The following is a 13200-nucleotide window of genomic DNA, read 5'->3' on the forward strand; positions in this document are numbered from 1 at the left end:
GATTTACGCGTTGCCGCCGTTCGATGGCCGGGCGCATCGCCTTCCACGCAAGGAAAAGGCATTTCTCATAGTGGGATATAGGATCGGACGGACGTACTTTTGTCTTTCATGACAAAGAAGTGAATTTCTCGATGCGGAATTTGATCTCTAACTCATTGAATTCATTGGACTAAAAAAAGTCTTATATAAGACATAAGACACAAGAGGTGGCCATAAAGTAGAGGCCAAGCAGCGACCTCGCCGCCCAGCCTTCCGACCACGCATTGCAACCTTGGAGTTCAGCACCATGCCTCAAGCCATCACCGAACAACTCAGCCGCGACCAGCAGATCAGCGCCCTCGAGAAGGACTGGGCGACCAACCCGCGCTGGAAGGGCGTGAAGCGCGGCTACAGCGCCGCCGACGTGGTCCGCCTGCGGGGCTCGGTGCCGATCGAATACACACTGGCCCAGCGCGGTGCCGAGAAGCTGTGGGAGAAGATCAACGGTGGTGCCAAGAAGGGCTACGTCAACGCCTTCGGCGCCATCACCGCCGGCCAGGCCATGCAGCAGGCCAAGGCCGGCCTGGAAGCCGTGTACCTGTCGGGCTGGCAGGTCGCCGCCGACGGAAACACGTCCGAGACCATGTACCCCGACCAGTCGCTGTACGCGTACGACTCGGTGCCCACCATGGTCCGCCGCATCAACAACACCTTCAAGCGTGCCGACGAGATCCAGTGGGGCCGCGGCATCAATCCCGGTGATGCCGAGTTCGTCGACTACTTCCTGCCCATCGTGGCCGATGCCGAAGCCGGCTTCGGCGGCGTGCTCAATGCCTTCGAGCTGATGAAGAACATGATCGCGGCCGGCGCTGCGGGCGTGCACTTCGAAGATCAGCTGGCTGCCGTCAAGAAGTGCGGCCACATGGGCGGCAAGGTGCTGGTGCCCACGCAGGAGGCCGTCGAGAAGCTGATCGCCGCGCGTTTCGCCGCCGACGTGATGGGTGTGCCTTCGATCGTGCTGGCCCGCACGGACGCCGAGGCTGCCAACCTGATCACCAGCGACCACGACGCCAACGACAAGCCCTTTCTGACGGGCGAACGCACGCAGGAAGGCTTCTTCCGCGTCAAGAATGGCCTGGAGCAGTCCATCAGCCGCGGCGTCGCCTACGCGCCCTATGCCGACCTGGTGTGGTGCGAGACCGGTGTGCCCGACATCGGCTTTGCCCGCGAGTTCGCCCAGGCCGTGCATGCCGCCTGCCCGGGCAAGCTGTTGAGCTACAACTGCTCGCCCTCGTTCAACTGGAAGAAGAACCTGAACGAAAAGCAGATCGCTTCGTTCCAGGAAGACCTGTCGGCCCTCGGCTACAAGTTCCAGTTCATCACGCTGGCTGGCATCCACATCAACTGGTTCCAGACCTTCCAGTTCGCCCATGCCTATGCCCGCGGCGAAGGCATGAAGCACTACACCGAGATGGTGCAGGAGCCCGAGTTCGCCGCGCGCGAGAAGGGCTACACCTTCGTGTCGCACCAGCAGGAAGTCGGCGCCGGTTATTTCGATGACGTGACCACCGTCATCCAGGGCGGTTCGTCCAGCGTGAAGGCGCTGACGGGCTCGACGGAGGAAGAGCAGTTCCACTGACCGGTTGAGCAGGTTCGTTCAGGGAGCAGGGCTCGGCCGGTGGCCGGGCCCTTTTTGCTTGCTGCCTGCGCGTCGGGAATGCGCTGCGCCGGTCCGGCCTCTTGCGGTTCGCAAAGGTGCCTTGATCTTTCTTTGCAGCGTGTTGCGCATCGGCATCTGCAGCAGGGCTGCGGCCGAGCGCCCGCTACAATCGCGCGCTCATCGTCTGTCCACCAACAAGGGCGAGAAAGGCAATCTGGTTATGACACCGCGAACTACTGGCACCGCATCGTTCGGTCCGCTTCCCCAGGGGAGCGGCCGGTAGGCCCGCGCAGCGCCGGCAGGTCCGGCACGCTCATCCAGCACGAAGCGCGGCTCACCCCCGCGCTTTTTTGTTTTCCGCTCCGAGGTTTCCCATGATCCAGATCACGCTCCCCGACAACTCCCGCCGCGAATACCCCGGCCCCGTGACGGTGGCCGAAGTGGCCCAGTCCATCGGCCCCGGCCTGGCCAAGAACACGGTGGCCGGCAAGGTGGACGGCAAGCTGGTGGACGCCAGCGACCTCATCGACCACGACGCCCGTCTTCAGATCATCACGCCCAAGGACGAGGAAGGGCTGGAGATCATCCGCCACTCCTGCGCCCACCTGGTCGGCCATGCGGTCAAGCAGCTCTATCCCACGGCCAAGATGGTGATCGGCCCCGTGATCGACGAGGGCTTCTACTACGACATCTCCTACGAGCGTCCCTTTACGCCCGACGACATGGCGGCCATCGAGCAGCGCATGAAGGAATTGATCGCGCAGGACTACGACGTCATCAAGAAGATGACGCCGCGCGCCGAGGTGATCGATGTCTTCAAGTCCCGCGGCGAAGACTACAAGCTGCGCTTGGTCGAGGACATGCCCGACGAGCAGGCCATGGGCCTGTACTACCACCAGGAATATGTGGACATGTGCCGCGGCCCGCACGTGCCCAACACGCGCTTCCTGAAGGTCTTCAAGCTCACGAAATTGGCCGGCGCCTACTGGCGCGGCGATGCCAAGAACGAGCAGCTGCAGCGCATCTACGGCACGGCCTGGGCCGACAAGAAGCAGCTGGACCAGTACATCCAGCGCATCGAGGAGGCCGAGAAGCGCGACCACCGCAAGCTGGGCAAGGAGCTCGATCTGTTCCACATCGACGACGTCGCGCCTGGCGTCGTCTTCTGGCACCCGAAGGGCTGGGCCCTGTGGCAGGCCGTGGAGCAGTATATGCGCCAGGTCTACAAGGACACGGGCTACCAGGAAGTGAAGGGCCCGCAGATCCTCGACAAGAGTCTGTGGGAGAAGACGGGCCACTGGCAGAACTACCGCGAGAACATGTTCGTCACGGAGTCGGAGAAGCGCGATTACGCGCTCAAGCCGATGAACTGCCCCGGCCACGTGCTCATCTTCAAGAGCGACCTGCGCAGCTACCGCGAACTGCCGCTGCGCTACGGCGAGTTCGGCCAGTGCCACCGCAACGAGCCCTCGGGCGGCCTGCACGGCATCATGCGTGTGCGCGGCTTCACGCAGGATGACGGCCACATCTTCTGCACGGAGGACCACATCCTCGAGGAGTGCGTGGCCTACACGTCGCAGTTGCTCAAGGTGTATGCGGACTTCGGCTTCACGGACATCCTCTACAAGGTGGCCACGCGCCCCGAGCATCGCATCGGCTCCGACGAGCTCTGGGACAAGGCCGAAGGCGCGCTGATGGAAGCGCTGCGCCGATCGGGCGTAGACTTCGTCATCGCCCCGGGTGATGGGGCCTTCTATGGCCCCAAGATCGAGTACACGTTGCGCGATGCCATCGGCCGCCAGTGGCAATGCGGCACGATGCAGGTGGATTTCAACATGGCAGAGCGCCTGGGCGCCGAGTACGTGACGGAGTCCAGCGGTCGCGCCCACCCGGTGATGCTGCACCGGGCCATCGTCGGCAGCCTCGAGCGCTTCATCGGAATGCTGATCGAGCACCACGCCGGCGCCATGCCCGTCTGGCTCGCGCCGGTGCAGATTTCGGTGCTGAACATCACGGATGCGCAGGCGGACTACGCTGCAGAAGTTGCGAAAACGCTGCGCCATCAAGGGTTTAGGGTGCAGCTCGATCTGCAGAACGAGAAGATCACGTATAAAATACGCAAGCATTCGCTGCAAAAGCTTCCCTACATCCTCGTCGTCGGCGACAAGGAGAAGGAAGCCGGTGCCGTCGCGGTGCGCGCCCGAGGCAATGTCGATCTCGGGGTCATGTCGGTGGAGGCGTTCTCCCAAAAGATCGCCGACGACATCTCCAGCAAGCGTTGACAACCCTCAGGTCCGAGCTTTACTGCCGGGCCTGTGCTTTGCCTGGGTGCGTGCCAATAACGGCGTTAGCTACAAAATTTGTAGCATATGATGAAGGACTGAAGCCATCGCTACTGCATTTCGCGACCGTCGCCAACGCGAGGAACGCCAACACCGCCTGAACCGGGAAATCATGGCCCCGGAAGTTCGCCTGTTCGGACCCGAAAACGAGGCCCTGGGCGTTGTGAGCCTTTCCGAGGCATTGCGTCTGGCCGGCGAGCACGACGTGGACCTGGTCGAGGTGGTTGCTGCCGCCAATCCGCCGGTCTGCCGGTTGATCGAGTACGGCAAGTTCAAGTTCCTCGAACAGAAGAAGGCCGCCGAGGCGAAGTCGAAGCAGAAGGTCATCGAGGTCAAGGAAGTCAAGTTCCGGCCCGGTACCGACGATGGCGACTACAACATCAAGATGCGCAACATCCGTCGTTTCCTGGACGACGGCGACAAGTGCAAGATCACGCTGCGCTTCCGCGGTCGCGAGATTACGCACCAGGAGCTGGGCCTGGCCCTGCTGCAGCGCATCCGGGACGAGCTGGGCGACGCCATCGTGGTCGAGCAGTTCCCCAAGCTGGAAGGCCGGCAGATGATCATGATGATCGCGCCGGGCCGCAAGAAGGGTGGGGCGGCTCCCAAGGCCGCCGAGCCGGCAACGTCCGGCCAGGCCTGAAGCGCGAGCTTCGCCTGCCTGCAAAGGATTTCGCCGCTGGCGCCGCAAGGCGCGGGTGGCGGGATGAAGAAGTGCCTCGAAGGCCAACAAGTTCGGGAAGGATTCCCGGCGCCTTGCGAGCACAAGTAAAAGGAGCATTCACATGCCCAAGATGAAGACCAAGAGCAGCGCGAAGAAACGCTTTCGCGTTCGTCCCGGTGGCACCGTCAAGCGCGGTCAAGCCTTCAAGCGTCACATCCTGACCAAGAAGACCACCAAGAACAAGCGCCACCTGCGCGGTGCGGTGACGGTTCACGAGACCAACATGGTTTCGATGGCCGCCATGCTGCCCGGCCAAGGCATTTGATCAACCGACGAACTAGGAAGGATTCAATATGCCTCGCGTCAAACGTGGTGTAACCGCTCGCGCCCGCCACAAGAAGGTTCTCGCCCTTGCCAAGGGCTTCCGCGGTCGTCGCGGCAACGTCTTCCGCATCGCCAAGCAGGCGGTGATGAAGGCGGGCCAGTACGCCTACCGTGACCGCCGCGCCAAGAAGCGCGTTTTCCGTCGTCTGTGGATTGCGCGTATCAACGCCGCCTCCCGTGAACTGGGCCTGACGTACAGCCAGTTCGCCAACGGCATCCGCAAGGCCGGCATCGAGATCGACCGCAAGGTCCTCGCCGACATCGCCGTGCACGACAAGGCGGCTTTCGCCGGCATCGTGGAGCAGGTCAAGGCCAAGCTGGCTGCTTGATTCCGCCCAGTGCGCGTCCGCTCCGGCGGAGTCGCGCACGCCCACGGTTCCAGGGCTGGCGCTTGAAAAAGCTCCGGCCCTTTTTCATGGGCCCCGCGGCGCGTGCATCGACTCCCGGTCGGTGCCATCGCGTCCCGCGGTCAGGGCCCTCTCCATTTCTCCGCATCGCACGCATTCCATGAACGAACTGGACACCCTGGTCGACCAAGCCCGTGCCGCCTTCGCCGGCGCCCGGGCACCCGCTGAGCTCGAGAACGCGAAGGCGCAGTTCATGGGCAAGTCCGGCCGCGTCACGGAACTGATGAAGGGCCTGGCCCAGCTGCCGGTCGACGAGAAGAAGAGCCGCGGCGCCGCCATCAACGTGGCCAAGCAGGCCATCGAAGCCGCGCTCAATGCCCGTCGGCAGGAGCTGGCCGATGCGGAACTCAATGCCCAACTGCAGGCCGAGGCGCTGGATGTCACGCTGCCCGGCCGCCGCCGCGCCGGGGGCGGTCTGCACCCCGTGGCGCGCGCGCAGGAGCGCATCGAGGCCATCTTCGCCAGCATGGGCTTCGACGTGGCCGACGGCCCCGAGGTCGAGACCGACTGGTTCAGCTTCACCTCGCTGAACAACCCGCCGAACCACCCCGCGCGGTCGATGCAGGACACCTTCTACGTCGACATGAAGGACGACGACGGCCAGCTGTTCAACCTGCGCCCGCACACCTCGCCGATGCAGGTGCGCTATGCGCAGGCCCATGCGCGCCAGTACGCCGGCCAGGAGAGCATGCCCGACATCCGCGTGATTGCGCCGGGCCGCACCTACCGTGTGGACAGCGATGCCACGCATTCGCCCATGTTCCATCAGGTCGAGGGCCTGTGGATCGGCCAGAACGTCAGCTTCAAGGACCTGAAGGTGATGTACCTGGATTTCATCCAGGCCTTCTTCGAGACCAGTGCGCTCAAGTTGCGCTTCCGTCCCAGCTACTTCCCCTTCACCGAGCCCAGCGCCGAAATCGACATCATGTTCGAGAAGGGGCCGCTGGCCGGCCGCTGGCTGGAGGTGTCGGGCTCTGGCCAAGTGCATCCGCAGGTGGTGCGCAACATGGGCCTGGACCCGGAGAAGTACATCGGCTTCGCCTTCGGCTCGGGCATCGACCGCCTGGCCATGCTGCGCTACGGCGTGAGCGACCTGCGCCTCTTCTTCGACGGCGACCTGCGTTTCCTGAACCAATTCCAATAAGACGAGGGCGACCCGATGCAATTTCCCGAATCCTGGCTGCGCGCCTTCTGCAACCCGCCCCTGTCCTCCGAAGCCTTGGCCGATACGCTGACCATGGGCGGCTTCGAAGTCGAGGAGCGCCGCCCCGCCGCGCCACCCTTCACCAAGATCGTCGTGGGCGAGGTCAAGGAGGCCGTGCAGCATCCCAATGCCGACCGCCTGCGCGTGTGCCAGGTAGACGCCGGCCAAGGTGCCCTGTTGAACATCGTCTGCGGTGCGCCGAACGCCCGTGTGGGCATCAAGGTGCCCTGCGCGCTGGTCGGTGCAGAACTGCCGCCTGGTGAGGATGGCAAGCCGTTCAAGATCAAGCTGGGCAAGCTGCGCGGCGTGGAAAGCCAGGGCATGCTGTGCTCCGCCCGCGAGCTGGGCCTGAGCGACGACCACGGCGGTCTGCTCGAGCTTGCTGACGATGCGCCGGTGGGCGCCGACGTGCGCGATCTGCTGCAGCTCGACGACGTGCTGATCACCATCAAGCTCACGCCCAACCTGGCGCACGGCCTGTCGGTGTACGGGATCGCGCGCGAGCTGTCGGCGCTCACCGGTGCGCCGCTGCAGACGCCGGCCATCGAGCCGGTGCAGCCGCAGTTGGACGACAAGCTGCCGGTGCGCGTTGAAGCCGCCGACCTGTGCGGCCGCTTCTCCGGCCGCATTGTGCGCGGGGTGAACACGCGCGCCGCCACGCCGGCCTGGATGGTCGACCGCCTGGCGCGCTGCGGCCAGCGCAGCGTGTCGCCGCTGGTGGACATCTCCAACTACGTGATGTTCGAGTACGGCTCGCCCTCGCACATCTTCGACCTGGACAAGATCCACGGCGGCCTGACGGTGCGCTGGGGTCGCGCGGGCGAGCAGCTCAAGCTGCTCAACGGCAACACCGTCACTGTCGACGAACAGGTGGGTGTGATCGCCGACGAGCGCGAGGTCGAGTCCCTGGCCGGCATCATGGGTGGCGACGCCACGGCCGTGTCCGACGACACGAGCAGCATCTACATCGAGGCGGCCTTCTGGTGGCCGGCCGCGATCCAAGGCCGTTCGCGCCGCTTCAACTTCTCGACCGACGCCGGGCACCGCTTCGAGCGTGGCGTGGACCCGAGCCGCACCGTGGCCATGATCGAGCGCATCACCCGCCTGGTGCAGGAGATCTGCGGCGGCCAGGCTGGCCCCATCGACGATCAAGTCTTGAAGCTGCCCGAGGCCGCGCCGGTCACCCTCCGCGTCGCTCGCGCCGAGCGTGTGATCGGCATGCCGATCACCCAGGCGCAGTGCGCGGACGTGCTGCGCAAGCTGCACCTGGACTTCACCGAAGGCGAGGGCACGCTCACCGTCACGCCGCCGCCGCACCGCTTCGACATCGCCATCGAAGAGGACCTGATCGAGGAGGTCGCGCGACTCGTCGGCTACAACAACCTGCCGTCCACGCCGCCGCTCGCGCCCATTCGCGCCCGCGTGCTGTCCGAGTCGCAGCGCAGCCGCTTCGCCGTGCGCCACCGCCTCGCCGACCTGGGCTACCAGGAAACGATCAACTTCAGCTTCGTCGAAGCCGCCTGGGAGCGCGATCTGGCCGGCAACGCCAACCCGGTGCAGCTGCTCAATCCCATCGCCAGCCAGATGAGCGTGATGCGGTCCTCGCTGATGGGATCGCTGCTGGCCGTGCTCAAGTTCAACCTGGACCGCAAGGCGCCGCGCGTACGCGTGTTCGAGGTGGGCCGCGTCTTCATACGCGATGACGCCGTCCCGACCAGCGACACCAGCGTCAAGGGCGTGCGCCAGCCAGTGCATGTGGCGGGCCTGGCCTGGGGCGACGACGCGGCCTCGCGCTGGGACGGCAAGCCGCAGCGCGTGGACTTCTACGACGCCAAGGGCGATGTCGAGGCGCTGCTCGCGCCGCGCGCCGTGCGTTTCGAGAAGGCCGAACATCCTGCGCTTCATCCGGGCCGCTGCGCCCGGGTGCTCGTGGATGGCCAGCCGGTCGGCTTCATCGGCGAGCTGCATCCGCGCTGGCGCCAGCAGTGGGACCTGCCCTTCGCGCCCATGCTGTTCGAACTGTCCGTCGACGCCGTGACGGCGCGGGCCATGCCGGCCCTGCGTCCGGTGCCGCGCCACCAGTCCGTGGAGCGCGACATCGCGGTGGTGGTGGCCGAATCGGTCGGCCACGACGCCCTGCTGGACGCCGTGCGCGCCGCCGACACCGGTGGCCTGCTGCGCGATGCGGCGCTGTTCGACATCTACCGGCCGGCGCCTGAGGCAAACGCTGCCGCGCCCGGTGCCCTCGCCGCGGGCGAGAAGAGCATGGCCGTGCGCCTGGCCTTCCTGGGGGAGGCCACGCTGACCGACGAGCAGGTCGATGCCGCCGTGGCGGCCATCTTGGCGAAGGCCCAGCAACGGGTCGGCGCCCGCCTGCGCGGCTGACACCGAGGACGACGACATGGAATTCAAGATCGACGCCATCGAGACGCCCGCGCTGACCAAGGCGCAGCTGTCGGAACTGCTGTTCGAGCAGATCGGCCTCAACAAGCGCGAAGCCAAGGACATGGTCGAGGCCTTCTTCGAGGTCATCGCCCAGCGCCTGATCGAAGGCGACGAGGTCAAGATCTCGGGCTTCGGCAACTTCCAGATCCGGACGAAGGCGGCGCGGCCGGGGCGCAATCCGCGCACGGGCGAATCGATCCCGATCGGCCCGCGCCGGGTGGCGGTCTTCCACGCCAGCGCCAAGCTCAAGGAGCAACTGCACGAGGCCGTCGCGGCCGACGCCGCATCCCCGGTCACCGCCGCCCCCATCGAGGCCGAGCGCGCCGAGCTTGGCTGATGCCAGTGCGAGCCCGCAGGGCGCCCGAGCGCACGCAGCGCTGCGGCACCCGGGCACGAGGACCCAGTCACATCTGCGCGCACTTTGAACGTTCGGTGTCTGGTATGTGCTGCACTGCTGGAGTAACCTCGCACGTTTGCCTCGCACCGTGTTGATTTCGATGGAGAACAGCCTCCCTCCGATTCCCGTCAAGCGCTACTTCACCATCGGTGAGGTGGCTGAGTTGTGCGGGGTCAAGCCGCATGTGCTGCGCTACTGGGAGCAGGAATTCACGCAGTTGCGGCCTATGAAGCGCCGAGGCAATCGCCGCTACTACCAGCACCACGAGGTGCTGATGATCCGCCGCATCCGGGACCTGCTCTACGAGCAGGGCTTCACGATCAGCGGCGCCCGCAACCGGCTGCAGGAACTGGCGCAAGCCGAGCGCGAGCGCCGTCGCCGTGGGGACGTGCCTGCGGACGAGGCCGACACCCAACCTGCCTTCGCCGAGCCGTCCTTCGACGACGCGCCCGTCTTCGAGGAGCCGCCCACGTTCGTGGCGGAAGGCGCGCGGCACTCGGCGCATCGTGTCGCGGCCGACGCCGAACTGGTCGCCGGGTCGCCGTTGCCGATGATCTCGGGCGCCTATCCCGTGGCGCTGCTGCGCCGCGAGCTGGTGGAGATCCGCGACCTGCTCAGCTTCTACTGAGCGAACCGAATTTCTCTCTTCGAAGTTCGCGAAGACGGTGGAATCCGGTATATACTTTATGGCTTCGGTGTGTGGCGCAGCCTGGTAGCGCACTTGCATGGGGTGCAAGGGGTCGAAGGTTCGAATCCTTTCACACCGACCACTATTAAAGAAGCTGAAAGCCGCTGTGGAGTCAAATCCACAGCGGCTTTTTGTTTTGGGTGTTGTGTGTCTCGCGGGCTGAATGGCCCGGCTTTCGAAAACAGGAGTTCCGTTTTGGACATCGTTCTGCTGACCAAGGCCGCCATCATGGGCATCGTGGAAGGGCTCACCGAGTTCCTTCCGATTTCCTCCACGGGTCACCTCATCCTCGCAGGCTCGCTGCTGGGCTTCGATGACGGCAAGGCCAAGGTCTTCGACATCGCGATCCAGACCGGCGCGATCTTCGCGGTGATCCTGGTGTACTGGCAGAAGATCAAGTCCACCGTCGTGGCCTTGCCCCGTCAGCGAAAGGCGCAGCGTCTGGCGCTCAACGTGCTGATCGGCTTCCTGCCCGCCGTGGTGCTGGGCCTGCTGTTCGGCAAGGCCATCAAGGCACACCTGTTCATCCCGACCGTGGTGGCCAGCACCTTCATCATCGGCGGCTTCATCATCCTCTGGGCCGAGAAGCGGCCGCCGGGTGCCGTGCGCGTCGAGCATGTGGACGACATGACGCCCTGGGACGCGCTCAAGGTCGGCCTGGTGCAGTGCTTTGCCATGATCCCCGGCACAAGCCGCAGCGGCTCCACCATCATCGGCGGCATGCTGCTGGGCCTCTCGCGCAAGGCGGCTACGGACTTCTCTTTCTTCCTGGCTATCCCGACGCTGATCGGCGCGGGCGTGTACAGCCTCTACAAGGAGCGGGCGCTGCTGTCGGTGGCCGACATCCCGATGTTCGCGGTGGGCCTGGTCTTCTCCTTCATCAGCGCCTGGCTGTGCGTGCGCTGGCTGCTGCGCTACATCTCCACCCACAGCTTCATTCCCTTTGCCTGGTACCGCATCGTGTTCGGCCTGATCGTGCTGGGCACGGCCTGGAGCGGCATGGTGGTCTGGGCGGATTGAGTGGCGCGGGGCAGGTCATCGCGCCCCGGCTTCGATAAGCTCAGCCTGAACGGTTTGGGGGCGCATAGGTCGGGTGTAGCGCGCTTCCCTGAGCCTTCGCATGAGGTGCAAACAGAAAAGCCACCGGTCGCAGGCCGGTGGCTTTTGTCCTTTGGCGCCCCGCATCGTGCTCGCCGACCCCCATGCCCCACGCGGGCCGAGAAAGTCCTCAGAGCAGGTTGCGCAGCGTCGCTTCGATGGCCGCTGCCGTGGCGATCGGCTTTTCCATCGGGAAGAGGTGTGTGCCGTCCAGCATGCTGATGCGCCCGCGCGTCAGGCGCAGGGTGGCGGCCATGCCGGCGCGCTTCATCTCCAACGACTGGCGGCCACCGATGAAGGCGCAGGGGCACTGCAGCGGCCGGCTGCGCAGCAGGCGGCCGATGTTGTCGGGCAGGTTGTCGTAGATCGCGGTCTCGACGTCGCGGTCGAAGGCGAGGGCGCGGGCATCGCCATGCACGAAGGTGCCATGGTCGATGTAGTCGTGCAGCACCTGGGGATCCCAGCGCGCGAAGGCCTTCTTGTGTCGGAAGTGCTCGAACACCGCCTCGCGGTCTTCCCAGCTGTCGCGGCGCTTGCGGCTCACCATGCCGGGCGAGACGCGGCGCATCAGCGGGGTGCGCTTGACCAGGCCCAGCGTGCCGGCGCGCCAGCCGTCGATGATGGGCGAATCGATCATCACCACCCCGCGCGCCAGCAAGGGATGTTTCGACGCGCACATGACGCTCAGGATGCCGCCCAGCGAATGCCCGACCAGGAACGGGGCGGTGCCCGCCGCGTCGGCCACGGGCGCGGCGAATTCCGCCAGTTGTTCCACCAGATGCGGCCAGTTGTCGGTGACCGGGAAGCGCGGGTCGTGGCCGAACTTCTCGATGGCGTGCACCGCGAAACCACGGGCGCGCAGGCTGTCGAGCATCACCCGGTAGGTGCTGGCCGGAAAGCTGTTGCCGTGAGAGAAGACGATGGGCGGCAGCGTGGCCGCGGCGGATGGCAAGGGCGCGGAGGCAGGCACGGTCGGCAGCAGGCGGTGGATGCGGGAATCAGGAGGACAGGGGGCGAACGCCGGTAAGGGGTGTGGCGCCGCTCGGCTCACAAGGTGGAGATGAACTCGGTGCGGCCACAGCGGGCCGGCCTTCTCAGATGAGCTTCTCGTCCCGCGTGGATATCTTGCGCAGCGCCCCGTGGCGGCCGGCCGGCATCTTCAGCGGATGCGCCGTCTGGTCGTCGTTCCAGACCGGGTCTTCCAGGCTGTCGAAGACTTCGCGCAGCTTGCGGCCCCAGCCGTCGCGGATCATGCGGAAGTAGGGGTTGTCGGCGTCGATGCAGATCACCTTGTCGGTCTGCAAGCGGTTGGCTTCGTACACCACCAGGTCCAGCGGCAGGCCCACCGACAGATTGGACTTCATGGTCGAGTCCATCGACACCAGCGCGCACTTTGCGGCCTCGTCCAGCGGCGTGTCGGGCGTGAGCACGCGGTCGAGCACGGGCTTGCCGTACTTGGCTTCGCCAATCTGGAAGTAGGGGGTTTCGGGCGTGGCCTCGATGAAATTGCCAGCCGAGTAGACGAGGAAGAGTCGCATGCCCTCGCCCTTGACCTGGCCGCCGAGGATGAAGCTCACGTTGAAGTCCACGCCCGCCGCCTTCAGCGCCTCGCCGTCGCGGTCGTACACATGGCGCACGGCCGAGCCCAGCACGCGCGCGGCGTCAAACATGCTCTTGGCGTTCCAGATCGTGATGGGCGGGCCCTCGCGGCCGCGCTCTTCCAGCTCTTCGATCTGCAGGATCTCGCGCACCGACTGCGAGATCGACAGGTTGCCGGCCGACAGCAGCACCATCGTGCGGTCGCCGGCCTTCTCGTAGACGATGGTCTTGCGGAAGGTGCTGATGTGGTCCACGCCCGCGTTGGTGCGGGAATCCGACAGGAAGACCAGGCCGGCGTTGAGTTTGATGCCTACGCAGTACGTCATGGTGATG

At 65.4% G+C, this 13200-nt stretch carries 12 protein-coding genes and 1 tRNA gene; 11 read left to right on the forward strand and 2 right to left on the reverse strand.

Features of this window, described 5'->3' with window-relative positions; all coding sequences use genetic code 11:
- Nucleotides 1-286: 286 nt before the first annotated feature.
- From aceA to DFR41_RS09155, 11 genes are all read left to right on the forward strand, one after another.
- Nucleotides 287-1618, forward strand: a complete 1332-nt coding sequence (gene aceA / locus DFR41_RS09105; protein WP_043113209.1) for an isocitrate lyase — start codon at nucleotides 287-289, stop codon at nucleotides 1616-1618.
- Nucleotides 1619-2013: 395 nt separating this feature from the next.
- The gene (thrS, locus tag DFR41_RS09110) at nucleotides 2014-3921 is read left to right on the forward strand and encodes a threonine--tRNA ligase (protein ID WP_017758900.1); all 1908 of its coding nucleotides are present in this window, start codon (nucleotides 2014-2016) and stop codon (nucleotides 3919-3921) included.
- Nucleotides 3922-4027: 106 nt separating this feature from the next.
- Nucleotides 4028-4624: a translation initiation factor IF-3 gene (infC, locus tag DFR41_RS09115; protein WP_081682094.1), complete on the forward strand. Its 597-nt coding sequence runs from the start codon at nucleotides 4028-4030 to the stop codon at nucleotides 4622-4624.
- A gap of 142 nt (nucleotides 4625-4766) precedes the next feature.
- Nucleotides 4767-4970 carry a 50S ribosomal protein L35 gene (rpmI, locus tag DFR41_RS09120; protein WP_017758898.1) on the forward strand — a complete coding sequence of 68 codons (204 nt, stop codon included), beginning with the start codon at nucleotides 4767-4769 and terminating at the stop codon, nucleotides 4968-4970.
- 28 nt (nucleotides 4971-4998) lie between these two features.
- On the forward strand, nucleotides 4999-5358 hold the full coding sequence (gene rplT / locus DFR41_RS09125; RefSeq protein WP_017758897.1) for a 50S ribosomal protein L20: 360 nt from the start codon (nucleotides 4999-5001) through the stop codon (nucleotides 5356-5358).
- Between the two features lie 178 nt (nucleotides 5359-5536).
- The gene (pheS, locus tag DFR41_RS09130; RefSeq protein WP_017758896.1) at nucleotides 5537-6580 is read left to right on the forward strand and encodes a phenylalanine--tRNA ligase subunit alpha; all 1044 of its coding nucleotides are present in this window, start codon (nucleotides 5537-5539) and stop codon (nucleotides 6578-6580) included.
- A 15-nt stretch (nucleotides 6581-6595) separates the two neighbouring features.
- Nucleotides 6596-9025, forward strand: coding sequence for a phenylalanine--tRNA ligase subunit beta (gene pheT, locus DFR41_RS09135; protein WP_114802479.1), 2430 nt, complete (start codon nucleotides 6596-6598; stop codon nucleotides 9023-9025).
- Between the two features lie 16 nt (nucleotides 9026-9041).
- Nucleotides 9042-9422 carry an integration host factor subunit alpha gene (locus tag DFR41_RS09140; protein WP_017760992.1) on the forward strand — a complete coding sequence of 127 codons (381 nt, stop codon included), beginning with the start codon at nucleotides 9042-9044 and terminating at the stop codon, nucleotides 9420-9422.
- 160 nt (nucleotides 9423-9582) lie between these two features.
- Nucleotides 9583-10110 carry a MerR family transcriptional regulator gene (locus DFR41_RS09145; RefSeq protein ID WP_114802545.1) on the forward strand — a complete coding sequence of 176 codons (528 nt, stop codon included), beginning with the start codon at nucleotides 9583-9585 and terminating at the stop codon, nucleotides 10108-10110.
- A 65-nt stretch (nucleotides 10111-10175) separates the two neighbouring features.
- Nucleotides 10176-10252 (forward strand) — tRNA-Pro (locus DFR41_RS09150).
- 113 nt (nucleotides 10253-10365) lie between these two features.
- Complete coding sequence (locus tag DFR41_RS09155; protein ID WP_017762249.1) at nucleotides 10366-11190, forward strand: undecaprenyl-diphosphate phosphatase; 825 nt, start codon at nucleotides 10366-10368, stop codon at nucleotides 11188-11190.
- Between the two features lie 208 nt (nucleotides 11191-11398).
- On the opposite strand, the gene DFR41_RS09160 is transcribed toward DFR41_RS09155, so the two are convergent.
- Nucleotides 11399-12199 carry an alpha/beta fold hydrolase gene (locus DFR41_RS09160; RefSeq protein WP_114802546.1) on the reverse strand — a complete coding sequence of 267 codons (801 nt, stop codon included), beginning with the start codon at nucleotides 12197-12199 and terminating at the stop codon, nucleotides 11399-11401.
- Nucleotides 12200-12362: 163 nt separating this feature from the next.
- A complete protein-coding gene (locus DFR41_RS09165; protein ID WP_114802480.1) occupies nucleotides 12363-13193 on the reverse strand; it encodes a proteasome-type protease in 831 nt (276 codons plus the stop codon).
- Nucleotides 13194-13200 lie beyond the last annotated feature (7 nt).

The organism is Pseudacidovorax intermedius (genome assembly GCF_003350475.1).
In the GTDB taxonomy this organism is placed as follows: Bacteria; Pseudomonadota; Gammaproteobacteria; order Burkholderiales; family Burkholderiaceae_C; genus Xenophilus; species Xenophilus intermedius.

Coding starts and splice junctions, on each gene's coding strand:
- DFR41_RS09145 (WP_114802545.1), top strand. CDS start 9,583: ATGGAGAACAGCCTCCCTCCGATTCCCGTCAAGCGCTACTTCACCATC.
- DFR41_RS09165 (WP_114802480.1), bottom strand. CDS start 13,193: ATGACGTACTGCGTAGGCATCAAACTCAACGCCGGCCTGGTCTTCCTG.
- rplT (WP_017758897.1), top strand. CDS start 4,999: ATGCCTCGCGTCAAACGTGGTGTAACCGCTCGCGCCCGCCACAAGAAG.
- aceA (WP_043113209.1), top strand. CDS start 287: ATGCCTCAAGCCATCACCGAACAACTCAGCCGCGACCAGCAGATCAGC.
- thrS (WP_017758900.1), top strand. CDS start 2,014: ATGATCCAGATCACGCTCCCCGACAACTCCCGCCGCGAATACCCCGGC.
- pheS (WP_017758896.1), top strand. CDS start 5,537: ATGAACGAACTGGACACCCTGGTCGACCAAGCCCGTGCCGCCTTCGCC.
- pheT (WP_114802479.1), top strand. CDS start 6,596: ATGCAATTTCCCGAATCCTGGCTGCGCGCCTTCTGCAACCCGCCCCTG.
- DFR41_RS09140 (WP_017760992.1), top strand. CDS start 9,042: ATGGAATTCAAGATCGACGCCATCGAGACGCCCGCGCTGACCAAGGCG.
- rpmI (WP_017758898.1), top strand. CDS start 4,767: ATGCCCAAGATGAAGACCAAGAGCAGCGCGAAGAAACGCTTTCGCGTT.